Raw genomic sequence first — 16,387 nt, 5'->3', positions numbered from 1 at the left:
TTAGAGCGCCCCAGCAGCTGTGCGATCGAGCACACCACCAAGGTGAGAGGTGAGGTTGAGAGAGGTCACCACTGCAGGTTGGCCGGGATCTGTAGCGATGTCGACCACCGTGACACCTCCATTCCCTTGTTTGACTGCCCAGATATCAGCCGGGGTCATTCCGAGTAGATGGCAGAGAATCGTTTTGTTGACAGCGTCATGAGCCACCACGAGCGCTGTTGCTTCTGGAGCCAGGCTGTTGGCGATCTTGTTCCAGCAGGCCACGGAACGCTTCCATACATCCTGGATGGTTTCGCCCTCGGGCATCTGCACCGTCTGCGGAGCTTGTTTCCAGGCATCTAGCAGTTCAGGCCAGCCGTCTTCAATGTCTGATTCCAGCTTCCCTTCCCAAAGGCCATGGCCGATTTCCACCAGCCCCTGGGTGACTTCGAGTTGGACATCTGGATGGTGCTTGAGGATGGCTTCCGCCGTTTGTCTTGGTCGGGTCATCGAACTGCTGTAGGCCTGATCGATCAACACATCGCTTAGGAAGGCTCCGGCGGCGGCGGCTTGCGCGAAGCCATTTGTATTCAGCGGGATGTCGATTTGGCCTTGGAACCGGCCTTGTTGGTTCCAGTCGGTTTCACCATGGCGCACAAGGATCAGTCTCGGACCCTTCCCTTTGCTGGGTAGTTGCTGATGCAAGTGAACGGTGCTGTTTAGACATTCGATTTGTGCTTGATGGGATTTCTCTGAGAGGGGTATCAGGTTGAACACCGAGAGTGAGGCGTTATCGAGGCGCAGTCGTCGCAAGCCTTGGTCTGGCTCACCAAGGAGAACAAGGATTAAGCAGCGCAGGATGCAATTGTGCGAAACAACCAGAACTGTTTCGTCACCCTCCAGTGGGTGACGTTCAATGAGTTTCCGTAGGAATTCACGAGCCTGTTCCATCAGCTCGCTAATGGGTTTATAGGGATTGCCGTCTTCTCGCTTGAGAACCAATTCCTGTGGTTGTTGCTTCCAGGTGCGATAGGCATCTGGGAACGTGATCTTTACCTCATCGCTGCAGAGACCACTCCATGGAGCCAGGTCGATTTCCAGTAGCCCATCATCGAAGCAAGGCCTGAGATCACTGCCTTTGCTTGCTAGTAGGTTTGTTGTTGTGGATGCGGCCCGCTTCAGGGGGGAGCTATAAACAGCATTGATTTGGATTTCTTTCAGGGCTTGTCCAGTTTGACGAGCCTGTTCTTGGCCTTTCGAGGTGAGCGTGGAAAGATCGCTGCGACCCTGAATCCGTCGCTCGCGGTTGAAGCTGCTCAGACCATGACGGACGAGGAGAAGACGCAGGGGCACCGGCAAAGATGTTTTGACGCGGCCATCGTATGGGGCCCCCTGCCAGCGCCGGATGGGATGGTCTTCGGCGATGCCCTTGAGGGAGTGTTGAACAGCTGTCAGCGCGCTGTGCTGCGGCCAGCGAGAATCAGCTTCAATTGATGCCTGGTCGTTGAGCTTTGATCCCCTGTTCAGCCTGATCAGGCGATACACCCGTGAGCCGCTTTGGAAAGTCGGACTGGCTTTTGTATCACTGATGTTCGCGGTTTTGATTTGGTTTGTGGGGTTGCAAGACAGCTTCAGCAGGCCGTCAGTGACCCCAACCATCTCCATGCAGCAACAGGAGATGGCTTTGCTTGCTGATCAGGCCGTCCCTGCAGCCATTAGGCCTCTGCTGGTGGGTGAGGATCCAACATTGGCTTTGCAAGAAGCTCTCGGTGAGATCCCTCTCAGTCAGATGAATGACCGCCAGAGGCTGTTGCTCGCCGGACTCCAATCTTCAAGGGCAGAACGTCGTGAGCTCCTGGCTGCTTCAGTGCAGTCACCGTTACTGATTCCTCTAGAGCAGGCGCTACTGGCTAGTACGCAAGAAGGGGGCTTGTCACTTGCTGATCGTGAGGCGCTTGGCTCATTAAGCGGGGACCCTTTGCTTCAGCAGGTTGGTTGCTTTGCTCTTGGCGGGGATCGCGATGACTGCGTGAATCCCCGTGTCGCATCGAGCATGGCTTTGCGGCTGGTCTTGAGCGTGGTGTTACCTGCGGCGGCTCTACTTGCCGGTACTGCGCTTTTGTTGCGTCATCTGTGGATGTTGTTGCGCAAGTCCGTTGCTCCCTGGCCACCGCTTCAGGCCTTACCACTTTCCTTAACGGACATGGTGCTCCTGATTGCCTGTGGATTTGTGGTCTTGGGTGAGGTGATGGCTCCCGCTTTCGTGGCTCCGCTGAGTGCCTTGATAACTAGGGGGATGGACAGCCCCTTGAGCAAAGCGTTGACAGTGGTGATTGGCTACGGCGCTTTGGCACTACCGCCATTGTTGATTCTGCGTCAGCAGCTGCGCAGTCTGCAGGCAACTGATCGGCCCGTTGATGGATGGTTGCAGTGGCGTCTGCAGCCTTGGGGTTCAGCGTTGCTGAAGGCAGGTCGAGGCTGGTTGATGGTGATGCCTTTGGTTCTACTGACTGGATGGCTGATGGGATTGCTGTTGGGGGATCAAGGAGGAAGTAACCCCTTATTGGAACTGGTACTGCGCAGCAAGGATCCATTGGCCTTGATGTTGCTAGCCACCACCGCTGTGATTCTGGCGCCTCTCTTTGAGGAGTTGGTTTTTCGTGGTGCGCTTCTGCCTGTATTGGCGAAATCTTTTGGTCCGGTATGGGGTGTGGTAACCAGCGCGTTGGTGTTTGGTGTGGCTCACCTGAGTGTTGGTGAATTACCTCCGCTGTTTGTGTTGGGCTTGGGACTCGGTCTATTAAGGCTTAGTTCAGGTCGTCTTTTGCCTTGCGTGTTGATGCATGCTCTCTGGAATGGGGTTACTTTCATCAATCTTTTGCTGCTTGGCGGATAACTAAACTCTTCAATCAGAATGTGATTGTCAGCGACTTAGCCTTGCGGAGGCCTATTGAGGGTGGTTCACTGATTTATTGCAGTGGCTTATTAGGTGGTTGCCGCACTACAACATCGTTCGGTAACGGCTAACCGTGATGTTTCGCGGGCACGATCTGTCCGCACACTTGAGCTGATCCAGGGATCCTTGTCTTCAAGGAAGGTGGCTCGTCAGTCGCCAGTTCTGGCAGGACTGCATCGCGCTACTGATGGTGCATTGATCGGTGTTTTGGTTGCTGCGGCATTGATGTCCGCTCTCACGCTGCATTGGCAGCATCGTTGGACCATTGCTTTCAACAGGCTGGAGATCACTCGCTCATTGGCTCATCGTCTTACGGAGTCAACCGCGATGATTGAGCGTCACTTGTTGGTTGAAACCAGGTTGCCTCAGTCGATGGTTCCCACAAAGGTTGCCAACCTTCTTTACCTCGAACGCTCTGCTGATCCGTCTGGTGTTGTTGTTTCTGGAGAGTCGGAACTGCTTAGCCAATTGATGGTCCAACCCATTAATCACGGCTACTGATGCCTGCCTCCAAGGCTCGCCGCTCACGAAGTTCCAGGAGGCGTGCCCAGGGCGTGATTGCATTGGAATCAGTTCCTGCTCATCGGATGAAATGGGTGTTTTCCATCCTCTGCTTTGGGCTGATTGGACTTGTGGGCCGGATGGCTTGGCTGCAGGTTCTGCAATCACCGGAACTTGAATCCCGTGCAAGGGCTTTGCAGACCCAGCGAACCCAACCGATAGGGACACGGCGTTCAATTGTGGACCGCAATGGAAGGTTGGTAGCTCTCGATGAGGAACGCTTTCGGCTTTGGGCTCATCCTCGTTATTTTAATTTCCCCGGGGATGATCCCGGTTTGATTCGTAAGCCACTGGATGTTGCTCGCAAGCTCTCCGGGGTGTTGGCGATTCCTGTTGCCGAATTGGTGCAGCGATTTGGTGACCGTCCTTCTGGTGTGAAGCTTGCTGAAGGATTGGATCAGGACATCGTCAATGAAATCCGCAACCTTGGTATCAGTGGTTTAGATCTTGAGGCTTATCCACAGCGGCTCTATCCGCAGGGCTCTCTGTTTGCCAACGTGGTGGGCTTTCTTAATTTGGATCGCGTCCCACAGGCGGGATTGGAGCAAAGTCGTCACGAGGATTTGTTGCGTCATGAACAGGTTCGTAGCCTGCGCCGAGGAGCGGATGGCACCCCCCTTCCTGACGACCTGGCTCCGGGAGTGTTTTATGGCGATCATCTAAGCCTGCAGCTCACTTTGGATGCTCGTTTGCAGGAGCTGGCGGGGCAGGCACTTGTGGCCCAGGTCAAAGAGTGGAAGGCCAAGAAGGGAGTGGCCATCGTGATTGATGTCACCAATGGAGAGTTGCTGGCGCTGGCGTCCACACCCACATATGACCCGAACCAGTATTGGAAATATTCGCCCTCTCGCTTTCGCGAGTGGTCCGTTCAGGATCTTTATGAACCTGGTTCTACCTTCAAGCCGATCAACCTTGCCCTTGCTCTTCAGGAAGGTGTGATTCAGCCGGGGGGAATGGTGAACGACAACGGATCACTGAAGATCGGTGGATGGCCAATCTCCAATCATGATCGCAAGAGCCATGGGGTGATCGACTACGCCACGGTGCTGCAAGTTTCTAGCAACGTCGGCATGGTGAAGATCATGCGTCAGCTCAAACCCACGCTGTACTGGGATTGGTTGCGACGGCTAGGACTTGATGTCAAGCCCGATACCGATCTGCCGGGGGCTATTGCAGGTCAGTTAAAGACGAAGGAGCAGTTCGTGGCTCAGCCAATTGAGCCGGCCACGGCCGCATTTGGACAGGGATTGTCGCTCACGCCACTGAAGCTGGCTCAGTTGCATGCCTTGATTGCCAATGGTGGCCGCCTGGTGAGTCCCCACATCACCAGGGGATTGCGGTCGGGAGAAGCGTTGGCTCCACGCGCCGCCGCAACAACTGGACATCAACTACTGCGCCCAGATGTCACCAGGATTGTGCGGGACTGGATGGAATCGGTTGTAGAGAAAGGAAGTGGGAAAGGGGCGAAAACGCCTGGTTATCGCATCGGTGGCAAGACCGGCACTGCTCAGAAAGCACTGAATGGGGTCTATTTGTCAGGAGCAAAGATTTGCAGCTTTGTTGCCCATCTGCCGGTTGACAATCCTCGCTATGTGGTTGTGGTCGTGGTGGATGAACCCCAGGGGGGCAATGCTTATGGGTCCACGGTGGCGGTGCCTGTGGCGAAGCAGATCATTGATGCTTTGCTGGTGCTAGAAAAAATCCCACCTAGCACTGAGCAGACCCATTCTCAGCCGGCCAAAGGCTAAGTCTTGGCAAAGCTTCGATGGTGAGTTCTGAACCTGGGCTGTCAGTAAAAAAAACGCCGCTAGCTTAAAGATCTTGCGAGACGTTCTGCTTCATGGCCACACTCCTTGAGCAGCTTTCCACCATGACCGTGGTCGTGGCGGATACCGGTGATTTGGACGCGATTAGAAAGTTCACCCCCAGGGATACCACGACCAACCCTTCATTGATCCTTGCGGCGGCTCAGATTCCTGCTTATCAGAGTTTGATCGATGAGGCTCTTCACTCCTCCCGTCAGTTATTGGGCAACTCTGCAGCTGTGGAGGAGGTGGTCCATGAGGCTCTCGATGAGATTTGTGTAATCTTTGGAAAGGAAATTCTCAAGATTGTTCCTGGCCGTGTTTCCACTGAAGTGGATGCTCGCCTCAGTTTCAATACTGAAGCCACAATCGCTAAGGCTCACAAACTAATTGGCCTATATAATGACGCTGGCATTACTAATGATCGCGTTTTGATCAAGATAGCTTCTACTTGGGAGGGTATAAAAGCGGCTGAGGTTTTGGAGAAGGATGGAATTCATTGCAACTTAACTCTGCTATTTGGCTTTCCTCAGGCTGTCGCTTGTGCAGAAGCAGGAGTCACTTTGATCTCTCCTTTTGTTGGGCGAATCCTTGATTGGTACAAAGCTTCTACTGGTCGGGATTCTTATGCAGGCCCAGAAGATCCTGGTGTGATCTCGGTGACCAAGATCTTTAATTATTTCAAAACCTATAATTATAAGACTGAGATCATGGGTGCGAGTTTCCGCAATCTTGACGAAATCATTGAATTGGCTGGATGTGATTTGTTGACCATCTCACCGAAGCTTTTGGATCAGCTGGGTGGTACAGAGGCTCCGCTGATGCGTAAGTTGGATGCAGTCAATCCTGTTGCTGCAGAGTCTCAGATCCATGTCGATAAGGAGAGTTTTGAGTCAATGATGAGGGCTGATCGCATGGCTTTTGAGAAGTTGGATGAAGGGATTCGCGGCTTTAGCAAGGCGATTGAAACTCTTGAGGCTCAGTTGGCGCATCGATTAGCTGTTTTGGAGGGAGGAGCGGCCTTCTGCCATATTGTTCAGGAGATTTTCATGCTCAATGATCTCGATGGTGATGGTTGTATTACTAGAGAAGAATGGCTCGGTAGTGATGCGGTATTTGATGCCTTAGATCATGACCATGATGGCCGACTTCTTCAGGAAGATGTTCGTTCTGGGCTGGGTGCTGCTTTGTCACTAACAACAGCTTGAAGTCTTGCTTAATAAGTTAATAAGGTGATGAGTATTTATCATCATTCCTTATAATGTTGAAAAATACTCTACTTTGCCTGAGTTGAAGCTGGAGAGTTTTTTCTGCCATCTAGAAAGGACTAATGCTCTGAATCCCAAGGTCGGTATCGTTTGATCAGAGCATGAGAGAGATCAGGGTTGGCAATCCTGCCAATTCAACTGGCATGCGTGCAAAGATGATCTCTCGCTATAAAGTTATTTTCTAAATAGGCTTCTGCTTTCTCTGCTCTTGGCGACCTATCTGATCACAGGAACGAATCGCGGCATTGGCTATGAATATTGTCGTCAGCTTCATGCTCGTGGTGACGTGGTTGTGGCTGCATGCCGTAAGCCTTCGCAGCAATTGGAAGGCTTAGGCGTGCGTATTGAGGCCGGAGTCGAGATCACTTCAGATGGATCGATTGCGCGCTTGAAGCAACGGCTTCGCAGCTTGCCGATCGATGTGCTGATCCACAATGCCGGCATTTTGGAAAGCACGACTTTGAAAGATTTTGATCCCGAGAGCCTTCGTCGTCAGTTCGAGGTCAACGCCATTGGGCCATTACGTGTCACACATGCTCTTATGGATCATCTACTTCCTGGCGCAAAAGTCATTTTGATGACTAGCCGAATGGGCTCGATCGATGACAACAGTTCCGGCGGTTCTTATGGCTACAGGATGTCGAAGGTGGCTTTGTGTATGGCAGGAAAGTCATTAGCTATCGACCTTAAATCTCAAGGCATTGCCGTGGCGCTTCTTCATCCAGGGCTTGTGCGAACCCGCATGACAGGATTCACTGATCAAGGCATTACTCCAGAAGAATCGGTTGATGGCTTGTTGGCCCGTATTGACAATCTCAATTTGGAAAACTCAGGTACTTTTTGGCATGCCAATGGGGAGATTCTCCCTTGGTAACAATTGGTTTGTTGAAGAAGTGATTGACGTTGCTTTTGGTCTATAATTTTGCGTTATTCGTAATCACTTGAGAGCACTTCACTGCTCACTCTGAAATTTATTTTGCATTAGAAATGCTTGAATGCCAGTTATCGAACTTCGTTCGGCTAATCTTTATTATTTTAGGCAATTAACGTTGCAAGAGCAACCGTTTAATCACACGCTGGGCAATGTCGCCATATCCCATCTCTCCAGAAAGGATCTGAGCAATCCGTTGTGGAGCTGTTGGCCTTTTGATCCCAAGCTGATATCCCACCTTGGGGAATCGATAAAACACCTGAGCAATCCTCTTGCCCCAGGCCATGGAGTCTCCCCACCGTTGTCGCATGGTTTGGCTGTAATCAGCCAGGTTGTTGGTATCACCGTTCAACCAATGATTCAGGCAGCGGGCTGCTTCACATCCACTCATCAACGCTGGGCGCAGACCTTCTGCCAGGAACGGATCGCATAGTGATGCCGCATCTCCCACGGCGATGACACCATCGCCATGCAGTGCTTGATGGCCGTTCCATACCCGTAAAGATGCTTCTTGTCGTTTGCCTGCTTGCGGGTCAAATCCCAGGTTCGGTAGCAGTTGTTCCAAGACGGCATCACTATCGGCGGCATTGCGGCCGATGAACGTACCTACGCCTACATTCACGCCTCCTGCCAAGGGGAAAGCCCAGGCAAAACCATGATGAACCAGCCCAAATTCAAATCGGGCTGAACCAGTTTTGAGGTTGCCTCGACCCTCCAGGCGCACAGACATGGTGCTCGCGTGATGCAGGTTTTTTGGTCCCAATCCCAAGGCTGCAGGCCAAGCGGACTGGGAGCCATTCGCCAGTACGACCGCTCTTGCTTCAAGTTGTCTGCCGTCATCGGCTGTGACTTGCCATCGTTCTTTTTGTCTTTGCAAGCTTTTGACCGTAAAGGGCCGGAGCAGTTCGGCGCCTGCATCAATCGCCTGGTTTGTTAGGAGGGCATCAAGCTTTTCTCGCCGCACAATCCAAAACGGGGCGGAATCTTGCAGGTCGGCCACGACGGGATCACTGAGCTGCCAGCTGAACTCAACCCTTTCAATGACTTCATCAACGACCGATTGCAAATCAAATGGAAACCACTCCTGCACCGCAGCTGCCATGCCTCCGCCACAGGGTTTGATCGTTTGGTGTGCATTCTGTTCGAGCACTGTGACGCTTTGGCCGGCTGCAGCCAGATGGAAAGCTGCCGCAGATCCAGCGGCGCCTGCTCCGATGACCAGCACATCGCGAGTGCTCAAACCTTGAGAATGTCGGCTTCTTTTTCGGCGAGGTATTTTTCGATTTCAGTGATGAATGTGTCGGTGAGTTTTTGTATCCCATCCTGTTCATCATGGCTCTGATCTTTAGAGAGCTCAGCATCTTTTTCTAGCTTTTTCACTTTATCAATTGCATCGCGACGGATGTTGCGCAGGGCTACTTTGCCTTCTTCTGCATATTTTGCTGCCAGTTTGCAGAACTCTTTGCGGCGCTCTTCAGTTAGCGGCGGCACATTGATGCGAATGATTTTGCCGTCATTGTTTGGTGTCAAGCCCAAATCACTAGTGGCAATGGCTTTTTCAATCAGGCCCATTGATCCATTGTCAAAGGGCTGTATGGCAATCGTCTGTGAATCAGGGGTGGATATTGTTGCTAGAGATTTCAGGGGTGTTTCGGTGCCGTAATACTCAACGTTGATTCGATCAAGTAGTGACGGGTTGGCGCGTCCAGTACGGATGGTGGCGAAGTTGCGCTGTGTGGCCTCCACTGATTTGTGCATGTTGTCTTTGAGTTCCTGGTTCGACATGGCTTCAGAGAGGCGAAGGCTGGGTGAAGGGATGAGTTGGGATGGCCTGTTTAGGTTGCATTGCTGATACGGGAGCCGATTGCTTCGCCAGCCACTGCTTTTCCGATGTTGCCAGGTTCAAAGAGGTCAAATACAACGATCGGGATATTGTTGTCTTTGCATAGGGCAATGGCAGTGCTGTCCATCACAGCCAGCTCGCCGCTTAGCACTTGCTGGAAGGTGAGTGATTCGTATCGTTTTGCATCAGGGAAGCGTTTGGGATCACGGTCATAAACCCCATCCACCTTCGTGGCTTTGAACACCACATCAGCGTTGATTTCCGCAGCCCGAAGTGAGGCCGTGGTGTCAGTTGTGAAGAATGGATTACCGCAGCCTCCACCAAACACAACCACTCGGCCTTTCTCTAGATGACGAATGGCTCGCCGACGGATGTAAGGCTCCGCCACCTCTTGCATTTCGATTGCAGTTTGTACTCGGGTTGGTACCCCCGCTCGCTCTAAGCCGTCCTGCAATGTGATGGCATTCATCACTGTGGCCAACATGCCGACGTAGTCGGCTGTGGCCCGATCCATGCCCGCGGCAGAACCCTTTAGGCCTCGAAAAATGTTGCCACCGCCCACCACGATCGCCAATTGGGTGCCCTTGGCCACCACTTTGGCTACATCCTCTGCGATGGATTGAACAATTGCTGGATCGATGCCATAACTCTGATCGCCCATCAGCGCTTCGCCGCTGAGTTTTAGAAGGACTCGCGCGTAGGCCATTCATCGTCCAGATCCCGAAGAGAGTAGCAAGCCTTCTCCGAATCGTCCTTGAGCTGGATGGTCTGAAGGGTTGTCGATTCTCAGATTCGCTTGGATGAAGTCATCATTCCTGATCGATGCGAGAGAACGTGCTTTGTCGCAGCAATGTGATGGCCCGTCTGAGCTGTTGAGCGCTTGAAGGCATCAGACAGGATCCTTCTTGTTGGAGCGAATTATTTAAGTAAAATCCATTGGTATAACTGAAACTTTACACTCTGTCATGGAAGTGTATACAATGTCTATACAATAATGGCTTAAACTGAGCGGAGAGTTCAGAAGTGGACCGATGCCGAAGATTAAAGAAAAAGTAAAGGTCTTGGGTGGTAAGGGTGTGGTCTTCTCGTATGTAACTGATGAAGAGAAGTTCTACTACAGAGAGATGGTTAAGGGAACCAATACATACAGATACAAACTGATTAAGAATGCTTATACTCTAGATTCAGCAGTAGATAATTGTATTGAAGCTTATTCTGAGCTGCGGGAAGAGATTAAAGCAATTGAAACTGGAGTTGAATTAGTCAGGAGTGGTAAAGATATTAACCCTGAAAGTGACTTCAGCAGGTGGAACAGCTTGATAAAGAAGCAACGACAGAAGTCCAGAGAAGTTAGCAATTGTGTTGAAGACTATTTAACTGAGACTTTGAAGAAGGTTGAGTCAGGCTTGCTGAGTATGAAAACCTATGAGAATAAACAGAATGCTCTACGCAATCACTTAATACCTTACTTAAAATCCGAAGGCGTAACACAAACTATTCAAATATCTAACACTTCCTTCAATAATTACCCAGTATGGAGAGAGGCCTCTAAATCAACACGAAGAGTTGAACTGATTTTATTTAAGGACTTCATCAGGAACTACTGCCACCGTAATCAACTGATTAGAAGTGAAGTTGATATGGACAGGCTGATGCCTGTAATTAAGATGAATGAATCTGAATTGGATGCCAATCCACCACTGATTGAAAAGGGTAATTGGAACGTAATTCTTAAAGGGTTATCTGAGCTAAGAAAGCGTGAAGGAGCAATGAAAAATATTCGATCAGATTATATGGGTAAAATGTTTTACAGATGGGTGTTGATAGCTAAGAATAGTGGTCTACGTAGTAATGTAGAGTTAACTCAGTTAAGGTGGTGTGATATTACAAGGGAGAACGTCGGACGCTGGTCAAAAACAGAGAAGACAACAAAAGATAAGTGGGTGGCGGTAATAAACGTAAAGAAAACAAAGACTGGTAAGCAACGAACTGTTCCAACTAATGGGGTTGATAGTCAGCTAAGGCATTGGAAGCGTGAGCAACAACAACACATTGAAGAGCATTATCCTTGGCTGGAGATTTCTGAGAAGTCGTACATATTTGGGAGTCCCGGAAATCATATGAGGCCTATGAGTTACTCACGATTCAGTGCTTACTGGAGAAAGTTGATGGATATATGTGGTGATAAGTTGAAGCCATATGTCTTTAGTGACCGTCCATACACGGTTTACAGTCTCAGGAGCACCTACATATGTAATTTGATACTTCAAGGCAAAGATATATACACAACTGCTAAGTTGGCTGGTCACACTGTGGCTATTTGTGAGAAGTATTATGCAAAGCTAGATATGGGTTCAAAGGTTAAGCAGGTCACAGACTTTCAATTCGGTGTTAAAGGTCGCAGGAAAGCAGATAGTGGCAGTTACATTGAGGATGATATTGAAGAAGTAACCACTAAAGATTCGCAAATTAACACCAATAAACTACAACGAAAGATCAAACTACCTGAACACTGGAAAATAGATGATTCAAATACGTATCAACGAGCTACAGGCAAAAATAGAACTACCATTAACAGAAGCCAAACATTTACTGATGAAGAACAGTAAATGTAAAAGCATAATCAAAGGTGAACGAGCCGTTCTGATATACCCATTGAAGGAGATCCAAACATTGAAGTCACTACTTAATTACGACAGGCATCCAAGCAAGTAGGCACACTCACGCCAAAGGAGTGGTGCTGGTTCAAGTGTATTAGTTCTTGCGGGCTCGCAACAAGAAGGTATCCTTTTCAATAGACATGGGCCAGCAAGTTGACCACCTCCGCTATTCAAAGGCTAAGCGACGTTGACGTATCAGGAGTTGTGCTCAACGAGAACGCCGTAAAGGGTCTAAGTCAAGACGAGCGAGGCTTGCTGAAGGCAAGGGTCGTTATCGCGAATGAAGCCTGGGATACTGCCGGGAACTCAGTAAGGGCGTGCGCCCAAGTCCTTTGCGATATCCAGGTCAACGCTAAGAGCAAGGGTAACTGGACCGCCTTACTGGACTCTGGCGACCTCCACTTCTCGAAGAGTGTTGCCCAAGACCTGGTTGCTGCCAATAAGTGGTTGTCAGAGCATCAAGTGCCTGACAGGTTCTTGACCAATATTTCCGCTAGAACACTTGGCACAATTGCTCGCGTGAATGACAAAGGCATACAGCAGAAGCTCACTCAAAAGATTGTTGAAGTAGAAGGCGCAGGGATCAGCGAAGCAGAGGTTAAAAAGATACTTAGGGAGTCAAGGCCGAAGAAAGCTCTTAAGGAATCAAAGAAGGCTATCAAAACACTGAGCGAAGGCGCCACTAAAGAGGAGGCGGTCAAGCACTACCAGGGAATTGTTGAAGGGCTAGAGACTAAATTAAATAGTTCAATGTCCAAAATATCTAGACTTGAAAATTCAAATGCAGAGCTTCAAGGCGAACTTGCCAAAGTGAAGGCGACATGGAAGGCCAAGACTGAAGCGCTTGAAGAGGAACTGGCTAGAGCAAGAGAGTCTGTATAGAGAATGCAAATCGTCAAATTATTTCTCAAATGTGGATTGTTATTGAGCAATATTCGCATCCAAGCAACTTAATGCTATTTAAGAATTCACATGACTTACAAGATTTAGGAATAAAGTGTATTTACTGCTTTCTTGAAATTCAGGCTATTATTAATTTTATAGATAAACTCCGCAGTCCTCACTCGACTCCAATGCAGCGTTCGCTTCGTCTTTCTTTATCCGTAGCAAGTGCTGCTGCTCTTGCTCTAGCTAGTTCTCCCATTCAGCCTGTTGTTGCTCAAGAGAAAGAAGGCAGTGCCGCAGATCTCGGGGTGATGGAGATCAACCTCAAAGACGCTGTTCAGTTCAACTGGGGCTTTCAAGGTGCGCTGCAAGGAGCAGGCACACCGAACCAAGCTGGTATTGGTGCCTTTCTGCCGATTGCTGTTGGTGAGAACAGCGTTTGGTTTATCGATGCTCTAGCCAATGCCAATTTTGGTGATCGTGATGGTGAAAGCAGCATCGTTAATACCGATGTCGCTGGCACCACCATCAGTACATCAACCCGTTTGGGGTATCGCTGGCTCAATGGTGATCGCTCTTGGATGTATGGCATCAATGCTGGCTATGACAGCCGGCCGATAAATACAGGTGATGCTGATACCAGCGTCAATGTTTTTGACAAGCGTGATGTCTTCTTCTCTCAGGTTGCTGCAGGGTTAGAAGCAGTCTCTGATACATGGAACTTCAATGCCTATGCACTGGTTCCTATTGGTGATGTCGAACACAAGCTGAACAGCCATTACAAAGGTGGTGCTCTTGATACCTACGGCTTGGATGTTGGCTACAGCATCACACCTGATCTCAATGCTTCTGTTGGTTATTACTACCAGCAAGGTGATCTCGATGATGCTGATGGGTCTGGTGTTAAAGGAAGGCTTGCCTACAACATCAGCAATGGTTTAACACTTGGTGCAAACCTCTCATATGACGAGGCTTTTGATACACGCTTTACAGCAGACATTAAATATCGCTTTGGAAGCAATGGCTATGGAGCACCAAGCAAGAAAGAACCCGCAGTAATGCCTGCAATTCAAGCGTTATCTGCAACACCAGCCAATCGGGATGTGAGGGTGCACGACTGTACAACAACTGCGATATGGGCTGGGACGGGATGGGTGCAAGACTGTGTGTGCAAAAACTGGAAGCTATGGAATGCGAAATGTGAGACCAAATTGCCCTGGTGGTCTCAAAACACAAGTAGTTCTCCCTAACAAATCACGCTTCTAACCAATAGCTTTGCATGGAACAGTCGCAATTGGGGCAATACGTCATTCTCCATATGGTATATAGCTTCTCGCATTTATTTTTTGAATCTTCCTAGCAGGTGTGACCAGCTTCACAAGATCGCGTGATTGGGGTTTTAATTTAGTTATTGTCAACCACCTAGATGTGTACCTTAGAGATTTGCTGAGATTCTTACAAAAAATGAGGTTACAGAGGCAAAGCTCCTACTTATGCAGGGTCTTTTTATTTCTTCAACCACCTCACTATTGGCTTTAAACAACCATCGATACCTAGCAAAATGATTAAAACTACCCTTTTGTCTGCTATACTGCTGTCGTCCCGACGGCTTGGGACACAGAATTTGCTACAAGATCCGGTTCTAACAGGGCTGATCTGCTGAGTAGAGGAAGATACCTAGCTGAAGCAAGTGATAACGTAATACTTAATGAGTGTGAAATACCTATTGATATGGATCATTCATTTATCTATCACGTTGTCTCTTGCTGATTCGGGACGTTGATACACCAACCACCTACGATGAACCTACCCAATGTCTCGTCTCTTTTTGCAGACCTTGATCAAGAGGCTCCCGTCATCACCAAGAAACACCTTAAGAACGAGATCTACGAAGCATATCTATCTTCCCAGAATCAACTCAAGCAAGCACGAGAGGAACTACTACCAGCAGGAATACTTGGAGGTCTTATCACTCTGCTACTTACTGGAGCATTAACAAACTAACAATCAATGAGCAGGCATTCTCTAGATGTAAGCCCTGCTCTTTATATTCCATATAAGATACATATAAGCATATTCAATCATCCTTAAATCGCTAAGTGTAGAAAGTGCAAGACAAGTCCAGCAAATCGTTTAAAGTTGCATTATGATTAAGTTATTGGATAAACATAGAGAATAGAAGTATAATCTGAATGCCTTATTATTTGGTATATGAATAGACAGTTAAAGGTATTCGGAATCATTCTTACGCCCTTAGTTATTGGTTTATCGTATATACCAATTAGCATAGCTGGTGTTCCGTCTTCCAAGCAAAAGTGGATGCAATGGAATAATGCGTGGGGTATAGATACTGAAGACATAGAGATGAAAGGGAAGCGGTTGCGCTTTTACGTTTCTAGAGCTGGCCAGCCTGGAGAAGATACTGTTAACGTTAGGCAAACATGGCAAGGGAAAATTAGAATTAGTTGTGATTCAATGAAGGCTAGACATGAAATAGCTGATGGTAAATATGGAAATCATATAGTTTATAATTGGTATCACCTAAGGCAAGGATTGTTTGGTTATGATCTCGCAAGTCATTTTTGTTATTTAACAGGAGAGCCTGGTTTCACGCCTGAAGGATATCAGTCAGCGGTTGCTGATAAGATTAGAGATACGATAATATCAAAATACAGGAAGAATATTCCAACTACGTATACTTATAAGAAGTCTATTCCTAAGGCGCCAGAGTGTAATAGGGCTCTACATGATTACGACTGTAGCTATTCCAAATACTTAGATTCAAATGCCTCAATAAAAGCATGGGCGGATGCTAACCCCGACATGGCCAATAAGGAACGTATCAGACTTAAATCAGTCGATTAATATAACCCACCAATAACAGATTGGAAGGAAAAGACTACTGAATAGCAACAGTATATGCTCACCAGAGGCATCCAGGAGCGCTTGTAGCGCATTTAATACCAATCCAGGTGGGATTCATTATAAGTGTGCCCTTTCGCAGCTCTCAGGGCCTCTCAGGGCAGAGTTGACATCACTTACGTATACAGGAGAACTACATGACACATTTATACAGGAGATCTAACCACTGATGTATACAGGGAGAAACGATCACCACCGTATAGAGGGAGAACCAATGACACACCTATACAGGGGAAATCAACATGACTCCCGTATACAGGGGAAAGACACATGACACCCCTATACAGGGGAATAGAGCGGTAACGCGCCTATACATGGATAAGCTTGACCACCACCCTATACAGGAGAAAGACACATCACCACCCTATACAGGAGAAATCAACATCACCACTGTATAGAGGAGAAAGACACATCAGTCACGTATACAGGGATAAAGAGCGATCACTTACGTATACAGGGCAAAGTCACATCACTGACGTATACAGGTGAAAGACAGATGACTGACGTATACAGGAGAAGACCGATCACTGACGTATACAGGGGTAAAGACACATCACCACTGTATACAGGGGAAAGA

The 16,387-nt window shown here is 48.7% G+C and carries 13 protein-coding genes; 9 read left to right on the top strand and 4 right to left on the bottom strand.

The window, feature by feature from the left end; translation table 11 throughout:
- Positions 1 to 1,332, bottom strand: a complete 1,332-nt coding sequence (locus SIB68_RS05595; RefSeq protein WP_063400315.1) for a histidine phosphatase family protein — start codon at positions 1,330 to 1,332, stop codon at positions 1 to 3.
- Positions 1,333 to 1,483: 151 nt separating this feature from the next.
- On the opposite strand from SIB68_RS05595, the gene SIB68_RS05590 reads away from it, so the two are divergent.
- The 5 genes from SIB68_RS05590 to SIB68_RS05570 all read left to right on the top strand — a co-directional run bounded on the left by SIB68_RS05590 (position 1,484) and on the right by SIB68_RS05570 (position 7,443).
- Complete coding sequence (locus SIB68_RS05590; RefSeq protein ID WP_328586780.1) at positions 1,484 to 2,875, top strand: CPBP family intramembrane glutamic endopeptidase; 1,392 nt, start codon at positions 1,484 to 1,486, stop codon at positions 2,873 to 2,875.
- A gap of 93 nt (positions 2,876 to 2,968) precedes the next feature.
- A complete protein-coding gene (locus tag SIB68_RS05585) occupies positions 2,969 to 3,436 on the top strand; it encodes a hypothetical protein (RefSeq protein WP_074160278.1) in 468 nt (155 codons plus the stop codon).
- Positions 3,436 to 5,244: a peptidoglycan D,D-transpeptidase FtsI family protein gene (locus SIB68_RS05580; protein WP_063400168.1), complete on the top strand. Its 1,809-nt coding sequence runs from the start codon at positions 3,436 to 3,438 to the stop codon at positions 5,242 to 5,244. Before SIB68_RS05585 ends, SIB68_RS05580 begins: the two co-directional genes overlap by 1 nt.
- Positions 5,245 to 5,336: 92 nt before the next feature.
- Positions 5,337 to 6,509, top strand: coding sequence for a transaldolase (locus SIB68_RS05575; RefSeq protein WP_063400169.1), 1,173 nt, complete (start codon positions 5,337 to 5,339; stop codon positions 6,507 to 6,509).
- Between the two features lie 268 nt (positions 6,510 to 6,777).
- Positions 6,778 to 7,443 carry an SDR family oxidoreductase gene (locus SIB68_RS05570; RefSeq protein WP_011130616.1) on the top strand — a complete coding sequence of 222 codons (666 nt, stop codon included), beginning with the start codon at positions 6,778 to 6,780 and terminating at the stop codon, positions 7,441 to 7,443.
- A gap of 169 nt (positions 7,444 to 7,612) precedes the next feature.
- On the opposite strand, the gene SIB68_RS05565 is transcribed toward SIB68_RS05570, so the two are convergent.
- The 3 genes from SIB68_RS05565 to pyrH are packed head-to-tail and all read right to left on the bottom strand — an operon-like array spanning position 7,613 to position 10,049.
- A complete protein-coding gene (locus SIB68_RS05565; protein ID WP_063400170.1) occupies positions 7,613 to 8,740 on the bottom strand; it encodes an NAD(P)/FAD-dependent oxidoreductase in 1,128 nt (375 codons plus the stop codon).
- A complete protein-coding gene (frr, locus tag SIB68_RS05560) occupies positions 8,737 to 9,285 on the bottom strand; it encodes a ribosome recycling factor (protein ID WP_063400171.1) in 549 nt (182 codons plus the stop codon). The genes SIB68_RS05565 and frr overlap by 4 nt, the downstream gene beginning before the upstream one ends.
- Positions 9,286 to 9,335: 50 nt before the next feature.
- Entirely contained in the window at positions 9,336 to 10,049 is a 714-nt protein-coding gene (gene pyrH / locus SIB68_RS05555; protein ID WP_063400172.1) for a UMP kinase, read from the bottom strand.
- A gap of 325 nt (positions 10,050 to 10,374) precedes the next feature.
- Between pyrH and SIB68_RS05550 the strand changes: the two genes are divergently transcribed.
- The 4 genes from SIB68_RS05550 (at position 10,375) to SIB68_RS05535 (ending at position 15,753) form a co-directional block, all read left to right on the top strand.
- Positions 10,375 to 11,952: a tyrosine-type recombinase/integrase gene (locus SIB68_RS05550; protein WP_063400173.1), complete on the top strand. Its 1,578-nt coding sequence runs from the start codon at positions 10,375 to 10,377 to the stop codon at positions 11,950 to 11,952.
- Between the two features lie 204 nt (positions 11,953 to 12,156).
- Positions 12,157 to 12,885, top strand: coding sequence for a hypothetical protein (locus SIB68_RS05545; RefSeq protein WP_063400174.1), 729 nt, complete (start codon positions 12,157 to 12,159; stop codon positions 12,883 to 12,885).
- A gap of 191 nt (positions 12,886 to 13,076) precedes the next feature.
- The gene (locus SIB68_RS05540; RefSeq protein ID WP_236068919.1) at positions 13,077 to 14,138 is read left to right on the top strand and encodes an inverse autotransporter beta domain-containing protein; all 1,062 of its coding nucleotides are present in this window, start codon (positions 13,077 to 13,079) and stop codon (positions 14,136 to 14,138) included.
- Between the two features lie 961 nt (positions 14,139 to 15,099).
- Entirely contained in the window at positions 15,100 to 15,753 is a 654-nt protein-coding gene (locus SIB68_RS05535) for a hypothetical protein (protein ID WP_063400176.1), read from the top strand.
- Positions 15,754 to 16,387: the final 634 nt, after the last annotated feature.

The sequence above is a fragment of the Prochlorococcus sp. MIT 1323 genome (assembly GCF_047304905.1).
In the GTDB taxonomy this organism is placed as follows: domain Bacteria; phylum Cyanobacteriota; class Cyanobacteriia; order PCC-6307; family Cyanobiaceae; genus Prochlorococcus; species Prochlorococcus marinus_D.
Note: the sequence above shows the minus strand (reverse complement) of the source record. Positions and strands in the feature narration are given on the sequence as shown.